This is a genomic window from Variovorax sp. GW823-FHT04B03 (assembly GCF_058796495.1).
In genome coordinates, this window is the sequence record NZ_JBXAIT010000007.1 from 117,456 (window position 1) to 143,259 (window position 25,804).

A 25,804-nucleotide genomic window follows, 5' to 3' on the forward strand; every position below is an offset into this window, starting at 1 on the left:
TTGTCTTTGTCGGTGCTTGAAAAATCAGGCCACGGCCGCTTCGGCATGCAGCGCCTCGACCTGTTCGTGCGCGTAGCCCAGCTCGGCCAGCAGCGCGCGCGTGTGCTCGCCCAGCGTCGGCGGATGCAGGCGCACGCCCAGCCGCTCGCCGCCGAGCGTGATCGGGAACAGCGTGGTCTGCGCCATCTCGCCGGCCCGCTCGCCATCGGGCAGGCGGATGTCGGCAAGGCCGCCGGTGGCCTGCAGGTGCGGATCGGCATACAGGTCTTCGGGCCGCGTGATCGGCGCGAACGGCAGGCCGCGCGCTTCGAAGATCGCCGACAGCTCGGCGGCCGAACGGTCGGCCAGGCGGGTGCGCAGCGCGGCCAGCAAGGTCGGGCGCAGGCGCACGCGGTCGTTGTTGGTCTGCAGCGTGGCGTCGGCCTTCAGGTCGTCGAAGCCCAGCGCGTCGCAGAAGGTCTTCCACTGCGCGTCGCTCACGGCCGCCAGGAAGATCTGCTCGCCGTCCTTCACGGTGAACACGTCGTACAGCGCCCAGGCCGAGATGCGCTCGGGCATCGGCGCGGCCGCCTGCCCCGTGATCGCGTACTGCAGCATGTGCTGGCCGACCAGGAACACGTTGTTCTCGAACAGCGCCGACTGCACTTCCTGCCCCCGGCCGGTTTCGGCGCGCTGCATCAGCGCGGCGATGGCGCCGATGGCGCCGAACATGCCGCCCATGATGTCGTTCACGCTCGTTCCCGCACGCAGCGGATCGCCGGGGCGCCCCGTCATGTAGGCGAGTCCGCCCATCATCTGCACCACCTCGTCGAGCGCGGTGCGATGCTCGTAGGGGCCGGGCAGGAAGCCCGTGTGGTTCACGTACACGAGGCGCGGATTGAGCTTGCCCAGCGCGGCGTAGCCCAGGCCGTACTTGTCCATCGTGCCGGGGCGGAAGTTCTGCGCCACCACGTCGGCCGTGGCGCACAGGCGCAGCGCGGCCTCGAGCCCCTGCGGATGGCGCAGGTCGAGCGCGATGCTCTTCTTGTTGCGGTTGAACATCGGGAAGAAGCCCGCACCCGCGCCCAGCAGGTGCCGCGTGCGGTCGCCGTCGATGGGCTCGACCTTGATGACCTCGGCGCCCAGGTCGGCCAGCACCATGCCGCAGGTCGGCCCCATGACCATGTGCGTGAACTCGACCACGCGGATGCCCGCGAGCGGCAGGCGTTTGGCTTCGGTGCTCATGCGGCGACACCTTCCGCCGGCGCAAAGGTCTTCGGAAAGCCCGCACGCCACACCGTGCCCTGCAGCGTCTCGCCGTCGAGCCAGCCGGCCACGCGCTTCCTCAGATCGAGCAGCTTCGGCAGATCGACACCCGTCTGCACGCCCATGCTCTCGAGCATGAAGACGAGGTCTTCGGTGTCGACATTGCCGCTCGCGCCCGGCGCATGCGGACAGCCGCCGATGCCGGCCAGGCAGGCGTCGAAGCGCGTGATGCCGACCTCCAGCGCAGCGTAGACATTGGCCAGGCCCAGCCCGCGCGTGTCGTGGAAATGCCCGCACCACAGGCGGTCGCCCGCGATGCGCAGTGCGCGCTCGAACAGGCTGCGCACCATCGCCGGATCGGCGTAGCCCACCGTGTCGGCCAGGCTCACGCGGTCGGCGCCCGCGTCGAGCAGCGCCTGCATCAGGCGCAGCACCTCGTCGGGGTCGACATGGCCCTGCAGCGTGCAGCCGAAGGCCGTGCCCACGCCGCCGTCGATCAGCGTCTTCGAGCCCGCCGCGTCGCGCGCCGCGCGGATGCGGCCGACCTCGGCCACCACCTCGTCCGGCGTCTTGCGCAGGTTGGCCAGGCTGTGCGCATGGCTGGCCGACAGCGGCACCATCATCAGGTCGGCCTCGCCCGCGATGGCGCGCTCCGCGCCCTTCAGGTTGGGCACGAGCACCGAGGCAAAAAGCCCCGGCAGCGTCTTCGCATACGCCAGCAGTTCGGCCGTGTCGGCCAGCTGCGGCAGCAGGTGCGCCGGCACGAACGAGCCGACCTCGATCTCGCGCTGGCCGGCCGCGTGCGCGTCGCGGATCCATTCGAGCTTGCGTGCCGTGGGCAGCACGCGGGCGATGCTTTGCAGGCCGTCGCGCAGGCCCACTTCGCGGACGACCGCGCGCGGCGGCAGGAAGGCGTGAATCAAGAGCGTGTCTCCGTCGTGAGGGAATGACGCCGATCGTAGAAGTTCCGATTTGATCCTGAAGGTATATTTTGGAAGCCATTGGCTTCCCGATTGGAACTTCATGAGAGACCTCGACCTGACCACCCTGCGCCTGTTCGTCGCCGTCTGCGACAGCCGCAGCATCGCGCGCGCGGGCGAGCAGGCCAACATCGTCGGCTCGGCCATCAGCAAGCGCCTGGCCCAGCTCGAAGACACGGTCGGCACGCCGCTGCTGCTGCGCAAGCGCCGCGGCGTGGTGCCCACGCCGGCCGGCGAAACGCTGCTCGAACACGCGCGCGCCATGCTCGGCAGCGCCACCCGCATCGAGCGCGACATGGCCGCCTACGCGGGCGGCGCACGCGGACATGTGCGCATCCTGGCGTCGGCCTCGGTCATGGCCGAATCGCTGGCCGAGGACGTGGCCGGCTTCCTGCAAGACCCGGCGCACCGCAACATCCGCGTCGACATGGAAGAGCGCGTGAGCCCCGAGATCGTGCGCGGCATCCGCGAGGGCATCGCGTCCATCGGCCTGTGCTGGGACGCGGCCGACCTCGACGGGCTGGAGCGGCGCGACTACCGCTCCGACCACCTCGCCATCGTCGCCCACCCGTCGCACCCCGTGGCCCGCCATGACGCGGTGCGCTTCGAGCAGGTGCTCGACCACGAATTCGTCGGCATGCCCGCGCTCAGCGCCGTGCAGCTGATGCTCGCGCGCGAGGCGGCCGTGGCCGGCAAGCCGCTCGTGTACCGCGTGCTGGTGTCCAACTTCGATGCGGCGCTGCGCGTGGTGCGCGCCGGGCTGGCCATCAGCGTGGTGCCGGCGGAGGTCGCCCGGCCCTTCACCGAGGCCTTCGGACTGCGGCTGATGCCGCTCACGGACGACTGGGCGCGCCGGCGCTTCGCGATCTGCTTTCGCAGCGAGGCGGCGCTGTCGCCCTCGGCGCAGCTGCTGGTCGCGCACCTCGAGCGCTGCGCCACGGACCGCGCGGAAGCCGCCTGATTCGTCCGATATCAGAAACGATTCATTGTGCTGGCGGTGGTTTTTGTTTCGTTTCGCGCAACCTAACATCCGGTCTGTTCACGCTGTCACCCTCAACCCATCGACCGAAAGACACCGCCATGTTCCGCAGAACCCTCGTTGCCGCCGCCGCCCTCTCCGCCGCCTTCGCCCTCGCGCCGCTCGCTGCCCAGGCCGCCCAGCCACTCAAGATCGACGTCTACAACCCCGGCACGAAGTCGATGTTCCCCGTGTCGTCGGTGCTGGTCGCCGGCGCCACCGACGCCGTGCTGGTCGACGCCCAGTTCCAGCGCAACGACGCGCAGGCGCTGGTGCAGAAGATCAAGGACAGCGGCAAGAAGCTGACCACGGTCTACATCAGCCACAGCGACCCCGACTACTACTTCGGCCTGGACGTGATCCGCGCCGCCTTCCCCGACGCGAAGATCGTCGCCACGCCGCAGACCGTCGCCGCCATCCAGGCCTCCAAGGACGGCAAGCTCGCGCACTGGGGCCCGATCCTCAAGGACAACGCACCCCAGGCGCTGGTCGTGCCCGAGCCGCTGGCCGGCGACAGCCTCGTGCTCGAAGGCAAGAAGATCCAGGTCGTCGGCCTGGACGGCCCCTCGCCCGCGCGCACGTTCGCGTGGATTCCCTCGCTGAAGGCGGTGGTCGGCGGCATTCCGGTGTCGGCCAACATCCACGTCTGGGTGGCCGACACGCAGACCGTGCAGTCGCGCCGCGACTGGCTCAAGACCCTCGACCGCATCGCCGCGCTGCACCCCAAGACCGTCGTGCCCGGCCACTACCTGCCGAACGCCGACGGCTCGGCGCCCTACACCGTGGCGTCGGTGAAGTTCACGCGCGACTACCTGAAGGCCTTCGAGACCGAAGCAACGAAAGCCAAGGACTCGGCTGCGCTGATCGCCGCCATGAAGCAGCGCTACCCGAAGCTCGAGGACGCCTCGTCGCTTGAGCTGAGCGCCAAGGTCATCAAGGGAGAAATGAAGTGGCCCCAGTAACCAGCAACAGCAACAGCGACGCCGCCACCCTGCACTGCATCTTCGATCCGCTGTGCGGCTGGTGCTACGCCGCCGCGCCGCTGGTCGAGGCCGCGCGCACCGTGCCGGGCCTGCGCGTCGAACTCCACGCAGGCGGCATGATGACCGGCGCCAACCGCCGCCCCATCACACCGCAATGGCGCGACTACGTGATCCCGCACGACAGGCGCATCGCCGAGCTCACGGGCCAGCCCTTCGGCGAGGCCTACTTCGAAGGCCTGCTGCGCGACACCGGCGCGGTGATGGACTCCGAACCGCCGATCACCGCCATCCTCGCCGCCGAATCGCTGCGCGCGGGCGGCGGGCTGGACATGGCGCACCGCGTGCAGCAGGCCCACTATGTCGAAGGCCGGCGCATCGCGGAGGCCGGCGTGCTCGCCAAACTGGCGGTTGAACTCGGCTTCGACGCCGACGCTTTCGCCACGGCTTTCCAGCAGCACACGGGCGACGCCACCGCGCGGCACATCGCCGCGAGCCGCGACCTGCTGCAGCGCGCGGGCGGCCAGGGCTTTCCGACCTTCGTGCTGGCGCAGGCCGACGGCAGCGCGGGACGCATCGACATCGGGCCGTGGCTGGGGCGTGCCGACGACTGGAAGGCGCAGCTCGCCACCTTCGTCGCGCCGGCGCCTTCTGCAACGGCATCCGAAGCCTGCGGACCCGACGGCTGCGCAATCTAGCCGCATCGCCGGTCTGGGCCGGCGGTGGCCCCGTTCGCCACAGAACGGGGCCGATTCGGGTATGCCGCCATCAAATGAGAACTATTCTCGACAATAATTCTCCTGCGATTCGCGCGCCACACCCCAGCCCATGTCCGCCCAACTCTCCTCCAGCCCGCTGCTGAAAGCCTTCCAGGACAGCTACCAGGAACTGGTGCGCTTCATCGCGCGCCGCACCGGCAGCCCGCACGAGGCGCGGGAGCTGGCGCATGACACGTGGGTCCGGCTGGCCGAACGTGCGCAAGCGCGGGACGACACCCCCGCCGACCCCGCCCCGCCCGAGGCCGCCGTGCGCGCCTACGTCTACACCGTGGCCGAGAACCTCGCCATCGACCACCTGCGCCGCCGCCAGCGCAGCGCGGAGCGCTTCAGCCCCGCCCCCGTCGACCCCGACACCGGGCTGACGACGGGACACGACCACCACAGCACACGGGACGTGGCCGACGGCGTCGCCCACCGGCAGGCACTCGACGCGGTGGATGCCGCGTTGCGGGCCCTGCCGCCGCGCAGCCGCGACATCTTCCTGGCCGACCGGCTCGACGGCGCCTGCCATGCCGAACTGGCGCGCCGCCACGGCGTGTCGATCAAGACCGTGGAGCGCGAGGTGATGCGGGCGCTCGACAGCGTCGAGGCCGCGCTGCACCGCTGGCGCGGCGACGTGGCGCCGGCGCGCACCGGGCGGCGCCGCGCGCTGTCGGCCCTGCTCGGCGTGGGCGGCCTCAGCGTCGGCAGCGCCGCGCTCTGGCAGGCCTGGCGCCAGTGGATGCCCGGCTACAGCGCCACCCTGGCGACCGCCATCGGACGCATCCAGGCGCAGGCGCTGCCCGACGGCAGCCGTCTCACGCTCGACGCCGCGAGCCGCGCCGAGGTCCAGTACTACGCCACGCGCCGCACCGTGCGGCTGCTGGCCGGCAGCGCCTTCTTCGACGTGGCGCGCGACGAGGCGCGCCCCTTCATCGTCAGCGCGCTGGGCCACGAGATCACGGTGCTGGGCACGCGCTTCGAGGTCGCGCTGCAGGACGGCGGCGTGCGCGTCGCGGTGGAATCGGGCCAGGTGCGGGTGCGCAGCGCAAGCGGCGACGCGCGCGTGCTCGGCGCGGGCGACCGCGCCTTCATCGACACGGCGCTGCAGCTGTCTGCGGCCCAACCGGCCGCGAACGCCGTGAACAGCGCCGTGGCCCCGTGGCGCGACGGCTGGCTCGACTTTCATCACCAGCCGCTCGGCGAGGTGGTGGAGCGCCTGGCGCGCTACAGCCCGCGCCCCCTGCGCGTGGCGCCCGAGGCCGCGCAACTCCCGGTGTTCGGGCGCGTGCGCATCGCCGAGGCGGGCACCTGGCTGCGCCTGCTGCCCAACAGCCTGCCGGTGCGGGTGCGCGAAGACGACGGGGCGGAACGCGCCCTGGTCATCGAACGCCGCCCGATCTCCTGACGCCGGCATCCGCCCGCTGGCCTTGTCTTGTCTTCCTTGCAATCTGCATGAGGGATTGCGCTCGCTCGGTCGTATCAGTCCATGGAGCCCGGAACAACCGCCCTGCGGACGTCCCGGAATTTTCATGACCCCGACCTGAACCGAGAGAACCGCATGCCCTCCCGCCACCTTTTTCTCCCCGCCGGCCGGCGCCACCTGATCGCGGCGGCCGTGCTGTGCCTGGTCACGCAGGCCAGCCAGACCGCCTGGGCCCAGAGCGCGACACCGCCCGCCGCCGGCGCAGCCATCGCCTTCTCGATCCCCGCCCAGCCGCTGGACCAGGCACTGAACCAGCTTGCGCGCCAGGCCGGCGTGCAGCTGCTGGCGGCGCCGGGCCTGCTGCAGGGCCTGCAGGGCCGCCCGGTGCAGGCCAGCCTCAGCGTGCAGGCCGCCGCCGCGCAACTGCTCCAGGGCAGCGGGCTGGCCGGCCGCGTAGCGGGCAGCACGCTGGTGATCGAGAAAGCGCCAAGCGCCGCCGGTGCCACCCTGCCGGCCGTGACCGTGAGCGCCACCGCCGAACTCGAAACCAGCCTGGGCCCGGTGCCGGGCTATGTCGCCCGGCGCAGCCAGAGCGCCACCAAGACCGACACGCCGATCCTCGAAGTGCCGCAGTCGATCTCCGTCATCGGCCGCGAAGAACTCGAAGCGCGCGGCGTGCAGACCGTGATGGAAGCCGTGCGCTACGCACCGGGCGTGGTCGCCGGCAACTGGGGCTACGACGCACGCGGCATCGACTGGCTGCTGCTGCGCGGCTTCGACGCCACCGCAGGCAACGCCATGTACCGCGACGGCCTGCTGCTGCCGGCCTATTCGCTGACCGAGCCCTACGGCGTCGAGCGCGTCGAGGTGCTGCGCGGCCCGTCGTCGGTGATGTTCGGGCTGGGCGATGCGGGCGGCATCGTCAACCGCGTCAGCAAGATGCCGAGCAGCACGCCCACGCGCGAGATCGAAGTGCAGTACGGCAGCTTCCAGCGCAAGCAGCTGGCCGTGGACCTGGGCGGCGCCCTGAGCGACACGCTGAGCTACCGCCTCGTGGGCGTCGAGTTGGACAGCAACAGCCAGCAGCGCTATCCCAACGGCGCCCCCGCCGAAGTGAAGCGCAGCTACCTCGCGCCTTCGCTGCGCTGGCAGCCGTCGGCCGCCACCTCGTTCACCCTGCTCGGCGAGTTCCTGAAAAGCGATGCCAGCGACGACACCTTCAACGTGACCGACGCGAAGGGGCGCGACACCGGGCTCATCCAGGGCGAACCGAACTACAGCCGGATCAAGCAGCAGCAATCGTCGCTCGGCTACCTGTTCGAACACCACATCAACGACGACTGGACGGTGCGCCAGAACACGCGCTACTTCAGCTTCGACACCGACAAGCACCACGTGGTCGTCAACCTCGCACCCGACGGCTACACGCTGCGGCGAACCGCGCGCTTCGCCCCCGAGTGGGTCAACCAATGGACCGCCGACACGCAGCTGCAGGGCCGCGTGCGCACCGGCGACGTCGAGCACACGCTGCTGTTCGGCGTCGACTGGTCGCGCGTCCGGTACACGGCCAAGCAGTTCTCGGGGCCGGCGCCGAGCCTGGACCTGCGCTTTCCCGTCAACGGCCTGCCGGTGGCGGAACCGTTCCGGCCCGACAGCAACTTCACGCAGACCACCGAGCAGCTCGGCGTGTACGCACAGGACCAGATCAAGTTCGGCCCCCACTGGCTGCTCACGCTCGGTGGACGACAGGACCACGTCAAGTCCGCCACCTACGACCGGCTGAAGGGCGAGCGCACGACACAGACCGACGACAAGTTCAGCGGCCGTGCGGCCCTGAGCTACCTCGTCGGCAACGGCTGGGCACCGTACCTCAGCTACGCCGAATCCTTCATGCCGACCAGCGGTGTCGACCTGAACAGCACGCCGTTCCGGCCGAGCCGCGGCAAGCAGGTGGAGGCCGGCGTCAAGTTCCAGCCCGAGGGCACGCGCGCGCTGTTCACCGCGGCCGTGTTCGACCTGCGCAAATCCAACGTGGTGACCTACGACCAGAACACCTTCGAAGCGCGCCAGATCGGCCGCATCCGCTCACGCGGGCTCGAACTCGAAGCCAAGGCCGAGCTGGCACGCGACCTGAACCTCACGGCCTCCTACACCTGGCTCGACACCAAGGTGCGCGAAAGCGCCAACGAGACCGAGCGCGGCAAGACACCGATCCAGGTGCCCCGCAACACGGCCTCGCTCTGGCTCGACTACACGATGGCCAGCGGCTTCGGCTTCGGCGGCGGCGTGCGCTACATCGGCAAGCGCTGGAACGACGTGGGCAACACCTCGTCCGAAGGCGGCGTCGCGCTGCTCGACGCCACGGTGCACTATAAGCGCGGGCCCTGGCGCTTCGCCTTGAGCGCCACGAACCTGGCCAACCGCCAGTACGCCGCATCGCGCGCGTACAGCAAGTACTACCCCGGCAGCGATCGCGCGGTGGTCGCGAGCGCGAAGTACCAGTTCTGAGGCGCAACGCCTAGGCGACCTTCTCCAGGAACACCAGCCGGATCGGCGCGTCCAGCAGCGCGTCGAACCGCTTTTCGAAGGCCTGGAAATGCGACGTGGCGAAGTGCGCGTCCAGCGCGGCCTGGTCCTGGAACGACTCGCGCATGTAGAAGCTGCCGGGCTCGTCGCGCAGTTCGAACAAGGTGTAGTCGAGGCAGCCGGGCTCCTGCCGCGTGGGCGCCACCAGCGCGCTCAAGGCGTCGCGCAGCGCCTCGCGCTGGCCGATCTTGGCCTTCAGGACGGCGATGCTGACGAGGGGCGTGGTGCTCATGGGTCGGTGCGTTGTGAAGTTCGGATGCCTGCAGTCTGCGGCGACACCCGCACATGAAAAAGCCCCCTCGCCCCGAAACTCCTTCAACCGCCCCTTGAAGATCGCGACCGCTTCAAGCGAGCGCTACCGGCTGCACTGGAAGCTCGCCGCCTGCGACGCATCCCCGCTCACGTAACGCGGCCACAGCGGCCACTCGCACAACGGACGCGCACGCGTGGTCTTGAACGGCGGCTGCACTTCCTGTTCAAGCAACTGCAGCCCGGCCGGCGCACGCCCACGCTCGACCCAGTCGGCCAGCGCGCCGAGCATGTCGACATTGGCCGGTGCGCCGCTGCCCACATGGTCGACACCGGGCGCGGTGTACAGGCGCATGAAGCGGTCCACGTTCTCGCGGCCCATGCGTGCCACCACCGACTCGTAGTAGCGGATGCCGGCGAACGGGCTCTGGGCGTAATCGGCCATGTGCTCCAGCACCAGCAGCTTGCCGCCGCGCGCATGGAAGGCGCTCAGGTCGGGGTTGGTCGAGTCCATCAGCTGCGACACGGTGGCGATGCGCGCCGCGAAGTCTTCGGCGCGGTAGTTGCGCACGTCGAGCGACGGATTGCGCGCGTAGAAATACTGCAGCGCCCCGCTGCCGTAGAACCACGCGATGCCGTTGCTCGGCTGCGGCGGCACGGTCGGCGCGGCGGAGCCGGTCCACCACGCGTTCCAGCCGCCCATCGAGGCGAAGGCCGGCGTGCCTTCGCCGCCGATGCCCCAGCCCGGGTACTCGGTGACGCCATGCGCCAGCGGCACGGGCGAGCGCCACGGCGAGCGCAGCGTGCGCACCGCCTGCACCTGCGCGTCGTTGAGGCAGTTGTCGCCGCTCGTGCCCGATGCGCAGCGCAGGGTGGCCGGATCGAAGCGCTGCAGGCAGGCCGCCGGGTTCGACACGATGCGGTCGGCCACGCCATCCGTCGCGTCGCACGATGCGAGCACCGCGTTGTGCACCAGCTGCACCTGCGCGGGCCGCAGCCAGCCTTCGCCGAAGGTGGCGATGCCGTTGCGCGTGCCCGCATGCTGCAGCCCGGTCCAGTTGATCACCGGCACGCGGCTGAAGATGCCGTCGAAGTCCTGCGGATAGCGCTGCGCCATCGTGAGCGCCTCGCGCCCGCCTTCGGAGCTGCCCATGAAGTAGAGCTTCTGCGGCGCGTGGCCGTAGGCGCGCTGCGTCAGCGCCACCGCCACGTCGCGCACCTTCTTGTACGAGGCATGCGCGAAATTCACGAGCGCCTCGTCGTTGAGCGCAAAGGCCTGCGGCGGCTGGCCCTGCACGTTCTGGTGGCCCGAGTCGGTGCCGTAGGTCACGTAGCCCTGCGCCAGCGGCGTGGGCAGGTCGAAGCGCGCGGCGGGCACCAGCGCCAGGCCGGTGATCAGCGTGCCGTTGAAGCCCCCGCCGCCGTACTGCACGCTGCGCCCGTTCCATGCGAGCGGCAGGTTGACCTGGAACAGGATCGGCGGCGCGCTCGCGTCGACCGGTGCGATGCGCCCGAGCACCTTGCAGTACGCGGGCATCGCCGGCGTGATGCGCGACGCGGGGCTGGGGCCGCGCTCGGCCACGACCAGTGCAGACGCCGGCACGAGCGCTGCCGAGTCGATCGTCGCCGCGCCGCTGGGCAGGCCGATGGCGGTGGCCGCCACCGGCGCGGTGAGCGCCGCGCAGGCCTGGGCCGGAGCGGCGCCGAGGCCGAGGCGCGTGGGGCCGGTCGGGGCCGTGCCGCATGCGGCGAGCAAGGCGGCGGTCGCCAGCATGGCGCCCCCGCTGAGCACTGTCTGGGGGATCGCCATCTGTCTGTCTCCTAGTAGTTCGTTGTGATTAACCAGCAGCTACCGCGCCACGCCCAGCAGCCGATCGAGCACCTCCGGCTGCGCGCGCAGCGCCGCCGCGGTGTCGGTGTGCACGATGGTCCCGTGGTCGAGCACCACGGCCTGGTCGGAGATCGCGAGGATCGCCTGCGGGTGCTGCTCCACGATGATCGCGGCCAGCCCCTCGTCACGCGTGATGCGGCGGATGGCGCGCAGCAGCTCCTCCACGATGATGGGCGCCAGGCCTTCGAGCGGCTCGTCGAGCAGCAGCAGCTTCGGGTTGAGCACCAGCGCGCGGCCCACGGCCAGCATCTGCTGCTCGCCGCCCGACAGCTGCGTGCCCAGGTTGGTCTTGCGCTCGGCCAGGCGCGGGAACATCTCGTACACGCGCTGCGGGTTCCACTGGCCGGGGCGCTCCACAGCGGTGAGGTTCTCGTGCACGGTGAGCGACTTGAAGATGTTGCGCTCCTGCGGCACCCAGCCGATGCCGGCCGCCGCGCGCTGGTGCGGCTGCAGCTTGTGCAGCGCCGCCTGCCCGCCGAGCGCGATGGTGCCGCCGTGCTGGCGCGTGGCGCCGGCCAGCGTGTTGATGAGCGTGGTCTTGCCCGTGCCGTTGCGGCCCAGCAGCGCGAGCGTCTGGCCCTCGCCGAGCGTGAAGGCCACATCGTGCAGCACCACGGCCTCGCCGTAGCCGGCGCTCAGGTTCTCGATACGCAGCAGTTCAGACATGGGCATGCTCTCCGTGGCCCAGGTAGACCTCTTTGACCTTCGGGTCGTTGGCGATCGTCTCGGGGTCGCCTTCGGTCAGCAGCGCGCCGTTGACCAGCACGGTCATGCGGTCGGCGAAGCTGAACACCAGGTCCATGTCGTGCTCGATGAGCAGCACCGACACGTCGGCCGGCAGCGCGGCCACGGTCTGCAGCAGCTCTTCGCGCTCGCCGGCGGGCACGCCGGCCACGGGCTCGTCGAGCAGCAGCACGCGCGGCTCGCAAGCCAGCGCAATGGCGATCTCCAGCAGGCGGCGTTTGCCGTAGGCCATGAATTTCGTCTGCTGCTGGGCGACGTCGGCAAGGTGGAACTGCTCCAGCAGTTGCCCGGCCCGCTCGGCGATGCGCTTGTCCGCACCCAGCGGGCGCCACCATTGCGCGCCGATGCCCTTGTGCTGCGACACCACGAGCGCCAGCGTTTCCAGCGGCGTCATCGAGTCGAAGAGCTGGTTGATCTGGAAGGTGCGCACCAGCCCGCGCGCCACGCGCTTGTGCGGCGCGAGCGTGGTGATGTCTTCGCCGAGCAGCGAGATGCGGCCTTCGGTGGGCGTGAGCACGCCGGTCAGCAGGTTGATCAGCGTGGTCTTGCCGGCGCCGTTCGGGCCGATGAGCGCATGGCGTGCGCCACGCTTCAGTTCCATCGTGACGTTGTTCGTGGCGGTGATGCCGCCGAAGCGCATCACGAGGCCTTGGGTCGAGAGCACGGTATCGGTGGTCATGCCGCACCGCCCTTCTTCTTCGCGGTGCCGAACCATGTCCACGGCTTGAGCAGGCGGTCGCGTCCCACGAGCACCAGCAGCACGAGGATGAGGCCGATCCAGAACATCCAGTACTGCGGCGTCACCGACGACAGCCAGGTCTGCAGCAGCTTGAAGACGATGGCGCCCGCCACACCGCCGTACAGCCAGCCCACGCCGCCGATGACCAGCATCAGCAGCACGTCGGCCGAGCGGTCGAAGGCCAGCACGTCGAGCGAGGCGAAGCCGGTGGTCTGCGCCAGCAGCGCGCCCGCGGCGCCCGCGATGCCGGCGGCCACGGTGTAGACCACGGCGAGCCGCGACACCACCGGGATGCCGATGGCCATGGCGCGCAGCCGGTTGTCGCGGATGGCCTTGAGCGTGGCGCCGAAGGGCGAATGCACGATGCGGCGCATCACGAGGAACAGCACCAGCATCACGGCCAGCGAGTACCAGGCGGCCGTGCGGCCATACAGGTCGAATTCGAAGAGGCCGAGCACCGGCCCCATGACCACGCCCTGCAGGCCGTCGGCGCCGCCGGTGAGCCAGTCGAGCTTGTTGGCCAGTTCGAGCAGCAGCAGCGCGGTGCCAAGCGTGACCATGAGCCGCGTGAGGTCGCTGCCGCGCAGGATGGTCACACTGGCCACGAGGCCGAGCACGGCCGACAGCACGGTGGCGAACACGAGGCCGACGGTCGGGTCGGGCATGACGAGTTTGGCGAACAGCGCGGCGGCGTACGCGCCGAAGCCGAAAAAGGCGGCGTGGCCGAGCGACACGATGCCGGTGTAGCCGAGGATCAGGTCGAGCGACATCGCGAACAGCGCGACGATGGCGATCTCGTTGACCAGCAGCGAATGCGAGGGCATGGCCAGCGGCAGCGCGAAGGCCACGGCCCAGACCACGAACTCCCAGGGGCGCCAGCGCGCGGTGCGCAGCAGGGCCGATTCATAGGCAGGCGCGCTCATCTCAGCGGCCTCCCTTGCGCGTGAACAGGCCCTGGGGCCGCCACATGAGGATCAGGATCATGAGCAGGTAGACGGTGAACGCGCCCATCTTCGGAATGAAGTACTTGCCGGCCACGTCGGCAATACCGAGCAGCAGCGCGGCGGCGAGCGGCCCGGTGATCGACGAGGTGCCGCCGACCGAGACGACGATGAGGAAATAGATCATGTACTTGAGCGGGAAGGTCGGATCGAGCCCGAGGATTTCCGCGCCCAGTGCGCCGCCCAACCCGGCCAGGCCCGAGCCCACGGCGAAGGTCAGCAGGAACACGATGTTGACGTTGATGCCCAGGCCGGCGGCCACGCGCGGGTCGTCGACGGCGGCGCGCAGGCGGCTGCCGAAGCGCGTCTTCGAGAGGATGAGCTGCAGCACCACGGTGAGCACGGCGCACACGGCGATGATGAAGATGCGGTAGTGGCCCATGCCCAGCAGGAACGCGCCGTCGCCGAACTCGCTGCGCCCGCGCAGCCACTCGGGCAGCTGCAGGTTCTGCTGCGACGAGCCGACGAAGTAGTCGACGGCCGCGACGGCCATGAACGCCAGGCCGATGGAAAACAGCACCTGGTCCAGGTGCGGCTTGCCGTACATCGGCCGGTAGAGCGTGCGCTCCAGCAGCGCGCCGGCCAGCGCGACGACGATGAACGCGAGCGGCAGGCAGGCCAGGAACGGCACGCCGAACTTCTGCATCGCGAACACGGTGAGGTAGCCGCCCGCCATGGCGAAGGCACCGTGCGCGAGGTTGATGAAGTTCATCAGCCCGAGCGTCACGGCCAGCCCCACGGCGAGGACGAAGAGCAGCATGCCGTAGGCGATGCCGTCGAAAAGAATGGTCAGCATGTTTTCAGGTACGTGCGTTCGGGATGCGTTCGTTCAGGGTGATGCTGTTCATGGTGTGTGCACAGGCCACCGGGTACTTCCCTCCGCGAATGTCCCCCGGGCTTCGCCCTCCTCCTTGATTTCGCTGCGGGAAGCACCCAGTGCCCTGCGCACGGGACGCGGCGGTGGTGCGCGGCCGATCAACAACCGCTCTGAACCCGCTCACGTCGATGGGGTGCCTTGCGCAGCGAAATCAAGGAGGAGGCCGCAGGCCGGGGGACATTCGCGGAGCAAGGCGCCCCGTCGGCGGGAGCGTCGCCCTGAACAGCAGCGCTCCCACCGGCGAAGCGAAATTACTTGGCTTTACCCGGGTCCTTCACGCCCTTCAGCACGTCGAACTCGATGTTGTAGAGCTGCCCGTCCTTCTTTTCAACCTTGCGCAGGTACACGTCCTGCACGATGTCGCGCGTCTGCGCATCGATCAGCACCTGGCCGCGCGGGCTTTCGAAGACCTGGCCCTTCATGGCTGCCAGCAGTGCTTCGCCGCCGCCCTGGCCCTTGGTGGTCTTCAGGGCTTCGTAGATCACGCGCATGCCGTCATAGCCGCCCACGGCCATGAAGTTGGGGCGCATCTTGGGGTTGGCTTTCTGGAAGGCCTCGACGAACTTCTTGTTCAGCGCCGAGGGGTGCGCGGCCGAGTAGTGGTGCGAGGTGACCACGCCCAGCGCGCCGTCGCCCATGTCGTTCAGCTGGTCGTCGTCCGTCACGTCGCCGGTGGCGATCATCTTGATGCCGGCCTTGTCCATGCCGCGCTCCAGGAACTGCTTCATCACCGCCGCGCCCGCGCCCGAGGGCACGAAGACGAACAGCGCGTCGGGCTTGGCGTCGCGCACCTTCTGCAGGAACGGCGCGAAGTCGGGGTTGCGCAGCGGCACGCGCAGCTTCTCGAGCACCTTGCCGCCGTTGAGCTGGAAGCGGTCGCTGAAGAACTTCTCGGCGTCGTTGCCGGGGCCGTAGTCGGTGACCAGCGTGACCACCGACTTCACGCCGTTCTTGGGCGCCCAGTCGCCCATCACCACCGACACCTGCGGCAGCGTGAAGCTGCTGCGCACGATGTAGGGCGAGGCCTCGGTGATGCTCGAGGTGGCGGCGGCCATCACGACCTGCGGCGTCTTCGACTGCGTGGCCAGCGGCGCGGCGGCCAGCGCGGCCGGCGTGATGCCGAAGCCGGCGATCACGTTGACCTTGTCGTTGACGATGAGCTCCTGCGCCAGGCGCTTGGTCACGTCGGGCAGGCCGGTGTCGTCCTTCACGATCAGCTCGACCTTCTTGCCGGCCACGGTGTCGCCGTTCTGTGCCATGTACAGGCGCGCGGCGGCCTCGATCTGGCGGCCGGTGGAGGCCGACTGCCCCGTCATCGGCAGGATCAGGCCGATCTTGAACTTGTTGTCCTGGGCGCTGGCCACAGGCAGCGACAGCGCGGTGGCGAGCGCAATCGCCGAAAGGCCGGCGGTCTGGATGAGATGGCGTCTTTGCATGGAATTTTTCCTTTGAGGGACGGAACGCGAAACCGGGCGTATTTTGAACAATTCGCAACAATTGACGGAGCAGGCAACCACCTAGCCACCCGCCGCACGGGTCTTTGTTGCGCGATCAGTCGAATGGTTGCGCGATGATCGCGCAACCGATGTTTTCAACGGTCCGGGCGGTACGCGGAATCGAGCGTGAGCGTACCCACGGCGCGTGACACGCAGGCGCAGATGCGCGTGGTCGCCTGCTTCTCGTGCGGGCTCAGGAACACGTCGCGGTGGTCGACTTCGCCGTCCACGGCCAGCACGTCCATGGCGCACAGGCCGCACTCGCCGCGCTTGCAGTCCGACAGGGTCTGCACGCCGGCCGCATCGAGCGCGTCGAGCAGGGTGCAGTCGGCCGGCACGGTGATCGACAGGTCGTGGCGCGGAATGCGCACGGTGAAGGCCTGCGTGGCGAGGCGCCCGCTGCTGCCGAAGGTTTCGAAGCGCAGGTCGGCGAGCGGCCGGCCCGCCGCGGCCCAGGCGCGCTTGACGGCTTCGAGCATCGGCACCGGGCCGCAGGTGTAGAGCTGGCCGCCGGGCGGCAGCGCGGCGATGGCGGCGTCGAAGTCGATGGGGGCGGCACCTTCGTGCGCCTGCACGCAGGCCTCGCCCAGCGCGTCGCGCAGGGTGTCGAGGTAGCCGAACTCGCCCGCGTGGCGCGCGCCGTACAGCATGGCCACCGGCACGCCGCGGCGTCGGGCCAGCGCACCGAGGCGCTGTGCCATCAGCACCAGCGGCGTGATGCCGATGCCGCCGGCCACCAGCAGGTAGCCGGGCGCCGCGAGGTCGAGCGGAAAGTGGTTCTGCGGCGCGCTCACCTGCAGCCGGTCGCCCTCGGCCAGCCGCCACATCGCGCGCGAGCCGCCACGGCCGTCGTCCAGCCGCTTGACGGCGATGCGCCAGCAGCTGCCGTCGCCCTCGCCCACCAGCGAGTAGGAGCGCGTCTGCACGCGGCCCTGCTCGGTCATCACCTGCACCTGCAGGTGGGCGCCGGGCTCATGCGCGGCGACGAAGTCGGCGTCGGGGCGCAGCGTGAACTCGCGCACGGTGGGCGTGACGTCGCGCAGCGCCACCACCTGCGCCTGCATCCATTGAAGATCGCTTTTCATCGGGGAACACCAGCGGGGAAAGAGAAGAAAAAAAGAAGTCGTCGATCAGCCGCGACGGCGGATCAGTTGCACGCCCGGCAGCGGACACTGTTCGGCGCTCGGCGTGCCGTGCAGCGCCTCGCGCAGGTTGCGCCGCGCGATGCGGCTGTGCTCGCGCATCAGCGCTTCGGCGCGCGAGCCCTCGCCGGACTCGATGGCGTCGAGCACCTGCAGGTGCTGGTCTTGCGCGATCACGAGCATGTCGCGCGCGGCCGGCGAATTGGCCTGCACGATGACGAAGCCCGAGGGCGAGGCGAACGGCAGGTTGACCACGCGCTCGAGCTGTTGCGCGATGACGGGGCTGCCCGCCATCTCGCACAGCAGCGCATGGAATTTCTCGTTGTGCGTCACGTAGCGCGAGAAGGCCGCGTCGTCGAGCGCAGGCTCGCGCAGCAGTTCGTCGATGCGCGTGAGGCAGGCGCGCGCTTCGCGCAGCACCACGGGCGCCGCGCCACGCTCGGCCGCCAGCCGCGCCACCAGGCCTTCGAGCGTGCCGCGCAGCTCGATGGCGTCGGCCACGTCGCGTTCGGAAAAGGTGCGCACCGCATAGCCGCCGTTGGGCAGGGCTTCGAGCAGGCCTTCCTGTTCGAGCCGCATGAGCGCGCTGCGCACCGGCGTGCGCGACACGCCGAGCTGTTCGGAAATGGCGACCTCGGCAATGCGCGCGCCGCCGGGCAGCTCGCCCGCGAGGATCATCTCGCGCAGCCGCAGCTGCGCCTTCACGGCCTGCGAGCTGCCGCTGTCGCCGGGCTCGGCGGGAGAGACGGTGGCGACCTTCATCACGCGGCCTGGCTCTCTGGGACGGGACGGATCGGGATCGCGGCGCGCGCGGGCCGCTCCTTCTCGATCATGCGGTCGATGAGGCGGCGCGCCCACATCGAGCCGGCGTCGATGTTGAGGTTGTAGAACTGGTGGTCGGGGTGCTCGTCGATGGCCTTCTGCTGCGCCTCGAGCACGATCTCGTCCTCGCGGAAGATGCCCGAGACGCCCTCGCGCAGCTCGTGCGTGAGGCGCTGCTCGCCCAGGCAGTAGTTGCGCGCAAAGGCCCAGAAGTACAGGCAGGTCTTGTCGGTCTCGGGCGTGATGGTGTTGAGCACGTAGCCGTTGACGCCCTTGCTGCGGTCGCCGGCGTTGTCGTTCGACGGCACCGCGCCGCTGCCCGCCTCGGCCACGCCGACGTCGATGTTCACCGTGCACGGGCCTTCGAAACGGATGATCTGCCAGCGGTCGACCTTGCCCGTGTAGCCGCGCGCATGACGGATCTGGTTGCCCCAGAACGGCGGCGCGTCGATGTTCTCCATCCAGCGCGTGACGGTGGCCGAGCGGTCGCCGTGCGTGGCCACGAAGGGCGCCTCGGCCACTTCGCGGTTGCCGATGGACGAGCCGTGCACGAAGGTCTCGTGCGTGAGGTCCATGAGGTTGTCGACCACGAGGCGGTAGTCGCAGTTGACGCGGATCATCTTGCCGTCGCCGGCCCAGGCCGGGTCGTCGTTCCAGTGCATGTCGGGCACCAGCGCCGGGTCGGCCTTGGCCGGGTCGCCGGGCCAGATCCACACGAAGCGGTGCTTCTCGACCACCGGAAAGCTGCGCACGCACGCCGAGGGGTTGAGCGTCTCCTGGCTCGGCATGTGGGTGCAGCGGCCCTGGCTGTTGTAGACCAGGCCGTGGTAGCCGCAGACCAGCTCGTCGCCCTCGAGGCGGCCCAGCGACAGCGGCATCAGCCGGTGCCAGCAGGCGTCTTCGAGCGCGGCCACCTGGCCGTCGGTGCGGCGGAACAGCACCACTTTCTGGTTGCAGATGGTGCGTGGCAGCAGCGCGTGACGCACTTCGACGTCGTAGGCGGCGGCATACCAGGCGTTGAGCGGAAAGGCGGTCGTGGGCGTCTTCATGAATACGCAATGTATACAGAACAGCGAAGAATTCCATCATGAAACCCCTGATTCAGGGGTAAACACTGACGTCTACGTATACAAACAGGCTTTTCCCGAAGGCGCTAGGATTCCGCTCGTTCACAGTCACGACGGAGTTCATTCCATGTCCCAGCATGCCGCCCTGCCCGCCCGCTACGACCACGTGGGCAGCTTCCTGCGCCCGCAGTACCTGCTCGAAGCGCGCGAGCAGAAAGCCAAGGGCCAGATCACGCCCGAGCAACTGCGCGAGGTCGAAGACAAGGCCATCACCGAGATCGTCCGCTTCCAGGAAGACATCGGCCTGAAAAGCATCACCGACGGCGAGTTCCGCCGCACCTACTTCCACATCGACTTCCTCGACCAGCTCGGCGGCGTGAAGACCGACATTCCGGTCACCATCCGTCGCCCCGACGGCACCGAGGAACTGGCGCCGCCCGCGATGCGCGTGATCGACAAGGTGCGCCACGTGAAGGACATCCAGCTCGCCGACTTCCAGTACCTGAAGAGCCAGGTCTCGGCCGGCCGCACGCCGAAGGTGACCATCCCCTCGCCGACGATGCTGCACTTTCGCGGCGGGCGCGCCGGCATCAGCAAGGACGCGTACCCCGAGCTCGACCCGGTGTTCTACGACGACGTGGCCAAGGCCTATGGCGACGAGCTGCGCTCGCTGGCCGCCGCCGGCTGCACCTACGTGCAGATGGACGACACCAACCTCGCCTACCTGTGCGACGAACACATGCGCGAAGCCGCCCGCAAGCGCGGCGACGACCCGAACGAGCTGCCGCACCGCTATGCCGCGTTCATCAACAAGGTGGTGGCGCAGAAGCCGCCGGGCATGCTGCTGGCCATGCACCTGTGCCGCGGCAACTTCAAGAGCACGCACGCCGCGGCCGGCAACTACGAGCCGGTGGCCGAGGCGCTGCTGAAAGAGATGGACCTCGACGCCTACTTCATGGAGTACGACGACGCCCGCTCGGGCGACTTCAAGCCGCTGCGCTACCTGCCCAAGGGCAAGACCGTGGTGCTCGGCCTCGTGACCACCAAGTTCGGCGAGATGGAAGACAAGGACGAGCTCAAGCGCCGCATCGAGGACGCCAGCAAGTACGCCTCGCTCGACCAGCTCGCGTTGTCGCCGCAGTGCGGCTTCTCCAGCACGGTGCACGGCAACAACATCGCCGTCGAAGCACAGCGCAACAAGCTGCGCCTTGTCGTCGAAACCGCGCAGGAAGTCTGGGGCTCGACCTGACGCGCGCTTTCTGTTGAAGTCGGGGGCATGACGACGACGCAGATTTACTCCGGCCCCCTCAGCATGTTCGGCGCGAAGGTACAGATCGCCGCGTACGAAAAAGGCATCACTTTCGAGCTCATCATGGTGCCGTTCACCACCGACGACGCCTACGAGCCCAAGCACCCCGAGGTGCTGCGCGTGAACCCGGTGAAGCAGCAGGTGCCGGTGCTGGTCGACGACGAGGTGGCACTGTTCGACTCGACGCAGATCTTCGAGTACCTCGAAGACCGCTACCCGCAGCCCGCGCTGTGGCCCGAAGGCATCGCCGACCGGGCCCGCGCGCGGCAGCTGGAGCAGAAGTCGGACGAGGTGTTCTTCCCCAACGTCATCAAGCTCTTCGGCTTGCAGGACGCCATGCAGAGCGCGCCGGCCGTGGCCGCATGTGCCGGCTGCGCGCGCTTCTACGAAGAGATGGAAGGCCTGCTCGCCACGCGCGAATACCTGGCCGGCCCTTACTCCTTCGCCGACATCGCCTTCTACATGGCGCATGTGTTCGCCGACCGCAAGGGCGCCGGCATGACCGGGGCCACGCCGCGCCTCGTGGCCTGGCGCGAGCGCGTGGGCGCGCGGCCCGCGGTGCGCGCTGTGGTCGATCCGATGATGCGGTTCCTGGCTTCGCAAGGGCGCGGCGTGCCGGCCTTCCTGCAGCGCTGAGCGGGCACCGAGGCATCACCCGCCCATGCCGGACACCCTCTTCGACTGGCTGCCCTCCCCTTCGCAGCATTTTCTTGTCGTCACTTTCGCGTTGCTGGTCTATGTGCTGACCACGCGCACGCGCCGCGAGCAGCGCGCCCCCACCACCGCCATCGCGTGGGTCATGGGGCTGGTGCTCATGCCGTACGTGATCCTGCCGATGTACCTGCTGTTCGGCCAGCGCAAGCTGCGCCCGGCTGGTGCGCCCCGGCCGCCGCGTTCGCTGCCGCCGGGCCACTGGGCGGCCGACCTGATCGAGAGCTTCGGCCTGGCGCCGCCCGGGCGCTGCGCGATCCGCATGCACGCGGACGGCGAGGCCGCGCGCGAGGCGCTGTTCGAGGTGATCGACGGTGCGCGCCAGCGCCTGGACGTGTGCACCTTCATCATCGGCGACGACGCGCTCGGCCACGCCGTGCTGGCGCGGCTCGCGCAGCGCGCGCGCGAGGGCGTCAAGGTGCGCGTGCTGCTCGACGGCTTCGGTGCGCTCTCGCTGCCGCGCCATCACTTCGACCGGCTGCGCGCGGCCGGCGGCGAGGTGGCGGTGTTCCGCCCCTTCTTCAGCCTGCGCCGCATCGGGCCGCGCAACCTGCGCAACCACCGCAAGCTCACCATCGCCGACGACCGCTGGCTGTGGTCGGGCGGGCGCAACCTCGCGGGCGAGTACTTCTCCGGCAACGACAAGCACCCCGAAGCCTGGCACGACCTGTCCTTCGACCTGCAGGGCAGCGTGGCCGCCGCCGCCGCGCGCCAGTTCGACCACGACTGGAGCTCGGTGCGCGGGCGCAAGGCACGCGCCATCACCGCCGCCGACGTGCCCGCGGGCCCCGGCTGCGCGATGGCCCAGTTCCTGCCGAGCGGCCCCGACCAGACCGAGGACACGGCGCATGCGCTGCTCATCGACGCCTGCTTTCGCGCCGAGCACCGCATCCTCGCGATCACGCCCTACTTCGTGCCCGGCGACGGCCTGCGCGACGCGCTGCGCCTCGCCGCGCGGCGCGGCGTGCAGGTGACCATCGCGATGCCCGCGCAGTCGAACCACCGGCTGGCCGACTTCGTGCGCGCACGCGCCATGCGCGACCTGGCGCGCGCCGGCGTGAGCTTTCGCATGCTGCCCTTCATGGCCCACGCCAAGGCCGTGGTGGTCGACGACGAACTGGCGATGTGCGGCTCGATCAACCTCGACCTGCGCAGCCTGCTGCTGAACCACGAGGCGGCGGTGGTGTTCTACGGCCACGACGACATCGAATGGCTGGCCGAATGGATCGAGACCACCGCCTCGGCCGGCGAGCCCTACCGCGCGCGGCGCCCGGGGCTGCTGCGCGACGTGGCCGAAGGGCTGCTGCTGACCGTCGCCTTCCAGCTGTAGACAGGCGGCGCATCGCCCAAGATGCACGAATGCAACACAATTGCAACCAATTGAACAATCACACTAGAATCGCCACCGGTTCCGGTGGATGACCGTTCTTCCGGGGCCCCCTGCATCGCGGGGCAGCCCGCTCCGGCCCGGCCTCATGGGGCCCACCGAAGCGCCATTCGTACCGCCGTTGCCGTGAGAAAGTGCCCAAATAACAGGCACCACTACAGCGAGGCCAGTTCCCTTCCTACGAGCCCAGAAATTAAGATAAAGGTTCACTGATTGTTGCCACATCGTGGGGAGGACTGAGCGGTACGCCCGCCCTCTGCACTGAATGAGCAACCAGTAGTCCCCCGCACTTCAGAAGCATCGGCGCCCGTCAGGGCGTATCGCCTTCGGCGACCTCGATGCGATGCAGGAGCGTGACCGGCAAAGGCGGTCGCGGCGGGGTTTGAGCGCTGGGCGCCGGGCGACACCTTCGCGCGGCTCCAAGCGATCCCCTTTGTTGTCGATCACTGCCGGATTCCCCTGAGCACGGGGAGAAAAATCGATGCCTTTCATTGATTCGCTGCTGGCGCTCGCGCGCCGGCTGGGCGCAGCCTTGCCTGTCGTTTTGGCCCTGCTGCTGCCGTTGTCCGCCGCTCCCGCCTGGGCGGCCCTGAACGAAGTCGGCCGCGCCACGCCGAGCGTGCACCGCCTGCGCTTCTTCATCGACCCGCAACTGGCGGCCGACATCGGCGCGCCCGAGGCCGGCCGCCGGCTCGCGCAGTACGTCGCCGACCTCAACACCGTGTTCCAGCGCGAGACCGTGCGCAGCTTCACCTTCGACCCTGCGAAAGACCTGCAGATCGTCGCGCCCGGCGCGGCGCCGCCCTGCGGCTTCAGCGGCGTGGCGGGCGGCGAGATCGTGCTGTGCGTCGGCCCCTCGAAGCGCGGCTACAGCCACGGCGGCCTGACCACCAGCACCACCTTCCCGCCCACCGGCGTGACCTGGAACCTGAACTGGACCGCCATCCACGACCCGCTGCGCCTGTCGCGCGCCATCACGCCGGCCGCGCCCGAATCCACCGAAAAAGACTACCTCGGCCGCCAGCTCAAGACCTTGCTGCACGAGCTGGAGCACGTGTTCGGCGCCGGCTCGGGCGAGTACTACAACGCCATCGCCGTCGCCGACACCACCGAGACCGCGCCCGCCAGCGAACTGGCCCTGGTGAAGCACACCGACCGCTACTGGTGGACGCGCCAGCACTGGCGCCTCGACCCGCTGTTGGGCACCGTGTTCGAGCAGCGCTACGACCCGGCCGCCAACCGCGTCGCCACGCTCGGCCTGATCCGTTTCACCGAAGGCACCAAGGCGCAGATCAACACCGACTGGCGCGACTGGCCCAAGCTCGGCAGCTCGAAGTTCATGGCCACGACCACCGCCACGCAGGTGCGCGTGACCGAGCGCGAGAGCGGCGCCGCGCTGGCCGGCGCGCCCGTCTCGGTGTGGCGCGACCCGGGCGCCGGCAAGCCGCTGGAGCCGATCGCGCAGGGCACGACCAACGCCGACGGCCGCTTCGTCTTCGACTGGCGCTGCGGCTTCAGCTGCTTCGCCATCGGCAAGACCACGTTGCTCGTGAAGGCCCAGGCCGCAGGCCGCGCACCGGGCGCGACCTGGTTCACCATCTTCGACGCCTTCGAGCAGAAGGCGGTGCAGGGGCAGGCGGCCTTCACCATCGACCTGCCGCTGGGTGTGCCCGACAGCCAGAAGCCGGCCGTCTCGCTGGCCGCGCCCGCGATGGCGACCGTGGGCCAACCCGTGGCGCTGGCGCCCGTGGCGGTCGACAACGTCGGCGTGTTCGGCGTGAAGGTGATCGGCACCGACAGCCTGCCGATCTGCACCTTCACCGCCCCGCCCTACACCTGCCAGTGGACGCCGACCGCGCCGGGCGTGCAGGTCGTCCGCGTGATCGCCATCGATGCCGCGGGCAATGCCGAGGTCGCGTCGGCGCAGGTGATCGTGCGCGCGCCCGCCGACACCACCGCGCCGACCGTCACGCTGAACGTGCCGTCCATGGCCTCGTCGGCCGCCGGCCTGCCGGTGCGGCTGTCGGGCAGCGCGACCGACGATGTCGGCGTGGCCGAACTGGCCTTCATCGTCGACGGCAAGACCGTCTGCGCGCTGCGCGCCGCGCCTTACGCCTGCAGCTGGATGCCCGCGCGCGCCGGCCTGGCGAACATCGAGCTGCGCGCCACCGATGCGGCGGGCAACGTCGCCACCACCTCGGCCACTGCGCGCGTCGGCACAGAGCTGCGGCCCGAAGACCTGTAAGAGGTAGCGCTCAACGCCGGTTGGTGAAGCTGGCGTTGCCCAGCCCGGTGCCGATGGTCAGCACGCCCCAGTGGCGCACGTCGCGCATGAAGGGCAGCTCGCTCAGGCCCTGCACCACCGCGTCGTTGTGCATGAGCACCAGCGTCGCGCCCGAGCCGATGATCGGCAGCCGCCGCCACAGCGCGGCCGGCAGGTGGAAGGCGCGGCTCTCCCAGTCGCCCGGCAGGTTCTGCGCGCCGCGCGCGATCGAGCCATCGGCGCGGATCAGCCCCGGGCAGCCGATGCCGATGAAGGGCGCGAGCCGGATCTTGCGGCGCTCGGCGTAGATGACCATGTCCTCGAGCATGTCGGCGATGCGTTCGACCATGTGGCTGCGGTTCGGGCCGTCGTCGGCGTGGCGCCACTTCTCGCGCTTGACCACTTTCGCGCGCGAGAAGTCGGACGCCTTGCGGTGGCGCGTCTTCACGATGCCGCAGCGCACGTTGGTGCCGCCGATGTCCACCGCCAGGATGGCGTCGTGCCCCTTCAGCAGCGGCGGCGGCGTCAGGTGCGCCCAGCCGATCAGCCCGCCGTCATCCACGTTGTGCGACAGCCGGCCCAGCTGCACGTGCACGCCCAGGTCTTCGAGCATCGCGCCCGCCTCCAGGATCGCGCGCTCGCCCACGTCGCTCTCGGGAAAGCCGCCGCCAACCACGATGCGCTGCACCTTGCGCCACGAGGGCTGGCGCACGAAGCGCTGGACCACGAAGGCCAGCTCTTCCGCGAACTCCTCGATGGCGCCGTGCATCACGTCGCCGGCGGCTGTGGCGGTCTTTCCCTGCAGCGCGCGGTCGAGCTGCTTCTTGCTCAGGTCGCGCGAATGGGCCGCGCCCAGCGGGTCGCGGCCGGTCTTGCGGCGCCGCTTGCGCCAGCGCTCGAGCAGTTCGCGAAACGCCGTCTGGCTGGCCTGGTCGCCGACGAAGCCGTCCTTGTCGCGCAGCTGCAGGCTGTAGCCGTCCACGCGCAGGCCGGGCAGCTCGCGCAGGCCGTGGATGTCGGGACCGGGGGGCGCGTGCCTGGTTTTTTTCATGACGGCCACTATGGGCCGCTGCGCGCCCGTGGCGCATCGGCTTCGCGCACCACGGCGTGTAG

The 25,804-nt window shown here is 69.7% G+C and carries 21 protein-coding genes and 1 pseudogene; 9 read left to right on the forward strand and 13 right to left on the reverse strand.

Annotated features, from left to right (window positions below):
* Positions 1-24: 24 nt before the first annotated feature.
* Together AC1RAD_RS27420 and AC1RAD_RS27425 are read right to left on the reverse strand one after the other, a co-directional pair.
* A complete protein-coding gene (locus AC1RAD_RS27420; protein WP_159272594.1) occupies positions 25-1,224 on the reverse strand; it encodes a CaiB/BaiF CoA transferase family protein in 1,200 nt (399 codons plus the stop codon).
* On the reverse strand, positions 1,221-2,168 hold the full coding sequence (locus AC1RAD_RS27425; RefSeq protein ID WP_492738207.1) for a hydroxymethylglutaryl-CoA lyase: 948 nt from the start codon (positions 2,166-2,168) through the stop codon (positions 1,221-1,223). The genes AC1RAD_RS27420 and AC1RAD_RS27425 overlap by 4 nt, the downstream gene beginning before the upstream one ends.
* 100 nt (positions 2,169-2,268) lie before the next feature.
* Between AC1RAD_RS27425 and AC1RAD_RS27430 the strand changes: the two genes are divergently transcribed.
* From AC1RAD_RS27430 to AC1RAD_RS27450, 5 genes and pseudogenes are all read left to right on the forward strand, one after another.
* On the forward strand, positions 2,269-3,186 hold the full coding sequence (locus AC1RAD_RS27430; protein WP_487849267.1) for a LysR family transcriptional regulator: 918 nt from the start codon (positions 2,269-2,271) through the stop codon (positions 3,184-3,186).
* 119 nt (positions 3,187-3,305) lie between these two features.
* Positions 3,306-4,199 (forward strand): annotated as a pseudogene (locus AC1RAD_RS27435) (MBL fold metallo-hydrolase); the annotation flags it as partial.
* Positions 4,193-4,921 carry a DsbA family protein gene (locus tag AC1RAD_RS27440; protein WP_492738209.1) on the forward strand — a complete coding sequence of 243 codons (729 nt, stop codon included), beginning with the start codon at positions 4,193-4,195 and terminating at the stop codon, positions 4,919-4,921. The pseudogene AC1RAD_RS27435 and the gene AC1RAD_RS27440, both read left to right, overlap by 7 nt.
* A 130-nt stretch (positions 4,922-5,051) precedes the next feature.
* Positions 5,052-6,389 (forward strand): sigma-70 family RNA polymerase sigma factor, encoded by a 1,338-nt coding sequence (locus AC1RAD_RS27445; protein WP_492738211.1) that lies wholly within the window; start codon positions 5,052-5,054, stop codon positions 6,387-6,389.
* Positions 6,390-6,542: 153 nt separating this feature from the next.
* Complete coding sequence (locus AC1RAD_RS27450) at positions 6,543-8,915, forward strand: TonB-dependent siderophore receptor (RefSeq protein ID WP_492738213.1); 2,373 nt, start codon at positions 6,543-6,545, stop codon at positions 8,913-8,915.
* Positions 8,916-8,925: 10 nt separating this feature from the next.
* Here AC1RAD_RS27450 and AC1RAD_RS27455 read toward each other — a convergent pair whose 3' ends face one another.
* The 10 genes from AC1RAD_RS27455 to AC1RAD_RS27500 form a co-directional block, all read right to left on the reverse strand.
* Positions 8,926-9,225, reverse strand: coding sequence for a putative quinol monooxygenase (locus AC1RAD_RS27455; protein WP_492738215.1), 300 nt, complete (start codon positions 9,223-9,225; stop codon positions 8,926-8,928).
* Between the two features lie 123 nt (positions 9,226-9,348).
* Positions 9,349-11,052, reverse strand: a complete 1,704-nt coding sequence (locus AC1RAD_RS27460) for a tannase/feruloyl esterase family alpha/beta hydrolase (RefSeq protein WP_492738217.1) — start codon at positions 11,050-11,052, stop codon at positions 9,349-9,351.
* A 39-nt stretch (positions 11,053-11,091) separates the two neighbouring features.
* The gene (locus AC1RAD_RS27465; protein ID WP_492738219.1) at positions 11,092-11,799 is read right to left on the reverse strand and encodes an ABC transporter ATP-binding protein; all 708 of its coding nucleotides are present in this window, start codon (positions 11,797-11,799) and stop codon (positions 11,092-11,094) included.
* The gene (locus AC1RAD_RS27470) at positions 11,792-12,556 is read right to left on the reverse strand and encodes an ABC transporter ATP-binding protein (protein WP_062470612.1); all 765 of its coding nucleotides are present in this window, start codon (positions 12,554-12,556) and stop codon (positions 11,792-11,794) included. The genes AC1RAD_RS27465 and AC1RAD_RS27470 overlap by 8 nt, the downstream gene beginning before the upstream one ends.
* Entirely contained in the window at positions 12,553-13,539 is a 987-nt protein-coding gene (locus tag AC1RAD_RS27475) for a branched-chain amino acid ABC transporter permease (protein ID WP_369644033.1), read from the reverse strand. The genes AC1RAD_RS27470 and AC1RAD_RS27475 overlap by 4 nt, the downstream gene beginning before the upstream one ends.
* A gap of 1 nt (position 13,540) precedes the next feature.
* Positions 13,541-14,413 (reverse strand): branched-chain amino acid ABC transporter permease, encoded by an 873-nt coding sequence (locus AC1RAD_RS27480; protein WP_056582994.1) that lies wholly within the window; start codon positions 14,411-14,413, stop codon positions 13,541-13,543.
* A 332-nt stretch (positions 14,414-14,745) separates the two neighbouring features.
* Positions 14,746-15,930, reverse strand: coding sequence for an ABC transporter substrate-binding protein (locus AC1RAD_RS27485; RefSeq protein ID WP_070059658.1), 1,185 nt, complete (start codon positions 15,928-15,930; stop codon positions 14,746-14,748).
* A gap of 155 nt (positions 15,931-16,085) precedes the next feature.
* The gene (locus AC1RAD_RS27490) at positions 16,086-17,075 is read right to left on the reverse strand and encodes a PDR/VanB family oxidoreductase (protein ID WP_492738221.1); all 990 of its coding nucleotides are present in this window, start codon (positions 17,073-17,075) and stop codon (positions 16,086-16,088) included.
* A 45-nt stretch (positions 17,076-17,120) separates the two neighbouring features.
* Positions 17,121-17,894 (reverse strand): GntR family transcriptional regulator, encoded by a 774-nt coding sequence (locus AC1RAD_RS27495; RefSeq protein WP_492738223.1) that lies wholly within the window; start codon positions 17,892-17,894, stop codon positions 17,121-17,123.
* Entirely contained in the window at positions 17,894-19,003 is a 1,110-nt protein-coding gene (locus AC1RAD_RS27500) for an aromatic ring-hydroxylating dioxygenase subunit alpha (protein ID WP_492738224.1), read from the reverse strand. The genes AC1RAD_RS27495 and AC1RAD_RS27500 overlap by 1 nt, the downstream gene beginning before the upstream one ends.
* 145 nt (positions 19,004-19,148) lie before the next feature.
* On the opposite strand from AC1RAD_RS27500, the gene AC1RAD_RS27505 reads away from it, so the two are divergent.
* From AC1RAD_RS27505 to AC1RAD_RS27520, 4 genes are all read left to right on the forward strand, one after another.
* On the forward strand, positions 19,149-20,270 hold the full coding sequence (locus tag AC1RAD_RS27505; protein WP_062470629.1) for a 5-methyltetrahydropteroyltriglutamate--homocysteine S-methyltransferase: 1,122 nt from the start codon (positions 19,149-19,151) through the stop codon (positions 20,268-20,270).
* 27 nt (positions 20,271-20,297) lie between these two features.
* Complete coding sequence (locus AC1RAD_RS27510) at positions 20,298-20,966, forward strand: glutathione S-transferase family protein (protein ID WP_492738226.1); 669 nt, start codon at positions 20,298-20,300, stop codon at positions 20,964-20,966.
* A gap of 25 nt (positions 20,967-20,991) precedes the next feature.
* Entirely contained in the window at positions 20,992-22,371 is a 1,380-nt protein-coding gene (locus AC1RAD_RS27515) for a phospholipase D-like domain-containing protein (protein ID WP_095744593.1), read from the forward strand.
* A gap of 538 nt (positions 22,372-22,909) precedes the next feature.
* On the forward strand, positions 22,910-24,673 hold the full coding sequence (locus tag AC1RAD_RS27520; RefSeq protein ID WP_492738228.1) for an Ig-like domain-containing protein: 1,764 nt from the start codon (positions 22,910-22,912) through the stop codon (positions 24,671-24,673).
* Between the two features lie 10 nt (positions 24,674-24,683).
* On the opposite strand, the gene AC1RAD_RS27525 is transcribed toward AC1RAD_RS27520, so the two are convergent.
* Positions 24,684-25,742: an ROK family protein gene (locus AC1RAD_RS27525; protein ID WP_492738230.1), complete on the reverse strand. Its 1,059-nt coding sequence runs from the start codon at positions 25,740-25,742 to the stop codon at positions 24,684-24,686.
* Positions 25,743-25,804: the final 62 nt, after the last annotated feature.

What these genes read in the sequence shown, in the direction of transcription:
- AC1RAD_RS27455 (WP_492738215.1), bottom strand. Translation starts at nt 9,225, where the DNA reads ATGAGCACCACGCCCCTCGTCAGCATCGCCGTCCTGAAGGCCAAGATC.
- AC1RAD_RS27520 (WP_492738228.1), top strand. Translation starts at nt 22,910, where the DNA reads ATGCCTTTCATTGATTCGCTGCTGGCGCTCGCGCGCCGGCTGGGCGCA.
- AC1RAD_RS27485 (WP_070059658.1), bottom strand. Translation starts at nt 15,930, where the DNA reads ATGCAAAGACGCCATCTCATCCAGACCGCCGGCCTTTCGGCGATTGCG.
- AC1RAD_RS27450 (WP_492738213.1), top strand. Translation starts at nt 6,543, where the DNA reads ATGCCCTCCCGCCACCTTTTTCTCCCCGCCGGCCGGCGCCACCTGATC.
- AC1RAD_RS27465 (WP_492738219.1), bottom strand. Translation starts at nt 11,799, where the DNA reads ATGTCTGAACTGCTGCGTATCGAGAACCTGAGCGCCGGCTACGGCGAG.
- AC1RAD_RS27470 (WP_062470612.1), bottom strand. Translation starts at nt 12,556, where the DNA reads ATGACCACCGATACCGTGCTCTCGACCCAAGGCCTCGTGATGCGCTTC.
- AC1RAD_RS27445 (WP_492738211.1), top strand. Translation starts at nt 5,052, where the DNA reads ATGTCCGCCCAACTCTCCTCCAGCCCGCTGCTGAAAGCCTTCCAGGAC.
- AC1RAD_RS27495 (WP_492738223.1), bottom strand. Translation starts at nt 17,894, where the DNA reads ATGAAGGTCGCCACCGTCTCTCCCGCCGAGCCCGGCGACAGCGGCAGC.
- AC1RAD_RS27490 (WP_492738221.1), bottom strand. Translation starts at nt 17,075, where the DNA reads ATGAAAAGCGATCTTCAATGGATGCAGGCGCAGGTGGTGGCGCTGCGC.
- AC1RAD_RS27510 (WP_492738226.1), top strand. Translation starts at nt 20,298, where the DNA reads ATGACGACGACGCAGATTTACTCCGGCCCCCTCAGCATGTTCGGCGCG.
- AC1RAD_RS27430 (WP_487849267.1), top strand. Translation starts at nt 2,269, where the DNA reads ATGAGAGACCTCGACCTGACCACCCTGCGCCTGTTCGTCGCCGTCTGC.
- AC1RAD_RS27475 (WP_369644033.1), bottom strand. Translation starts at nt 13,539, where the DNA reads ATGAGCGCGCCTGCCTATGAATCGGCCCTGCTGCGCACCGCGCGCTGG.
- AC1RAD_RS27505 (WP_062470629.1), top strand. Translation starts at nt 19,149, where the DNA reads ATGTCCCAGCATGCCGCCCTGCCCGCCCGCTACGACCACGTGGGCAGC.
- AC1RAD_RS27515 (WP_095744593.1), top strand. Translation starts at nt 20,992, where the DNA reads ATGCCGGACACCCTCTTCGACTGGCTGCCCTCCCCTTCGCAGCATTTT.
- AC1RAD_RS27420 (WP_159272594.1), bottom strand. Translation starts at nt 1,224, where the DNA reads ATGAGCACCGAAGCCAAACGCCTGCCGCTCGCGGGCATCCGCGTGGTC.
- AC1RAD_RS27480 (WP_056582994.1), bottom strand. Translation starts at nt 14,413, where the DNA reads ATGCTGACCATTCTTTTCGACGGCATCGCCTACGGCATGCTGCTCTTC.
- AC1RAD_RS27500 (WP_492738224.1), bottom strand. Translation starts at nt 19,003, where the DNA reads ATGAAGACGCCCACGACCGCCTTTCCGCTCAACGCCTGGTATGCCGCC.
- AC1RAD_RS27525 (WP_492738230.1), bottom strand. Translation starts at nt 25,742, where the DNA reads ATGAAAAAAACCAGGCACGCGCCCCCCGGTCCCGACATCCACGGCCTG.
- AC1RAD_RS27460 (WP_492738217.1), bottom strand. Translation starts at nt 11,052, where the DNA reads ATGGCGATCCCCCAGACAGTGCTCAGCGGGGGCGCCATGCTGGCGACC.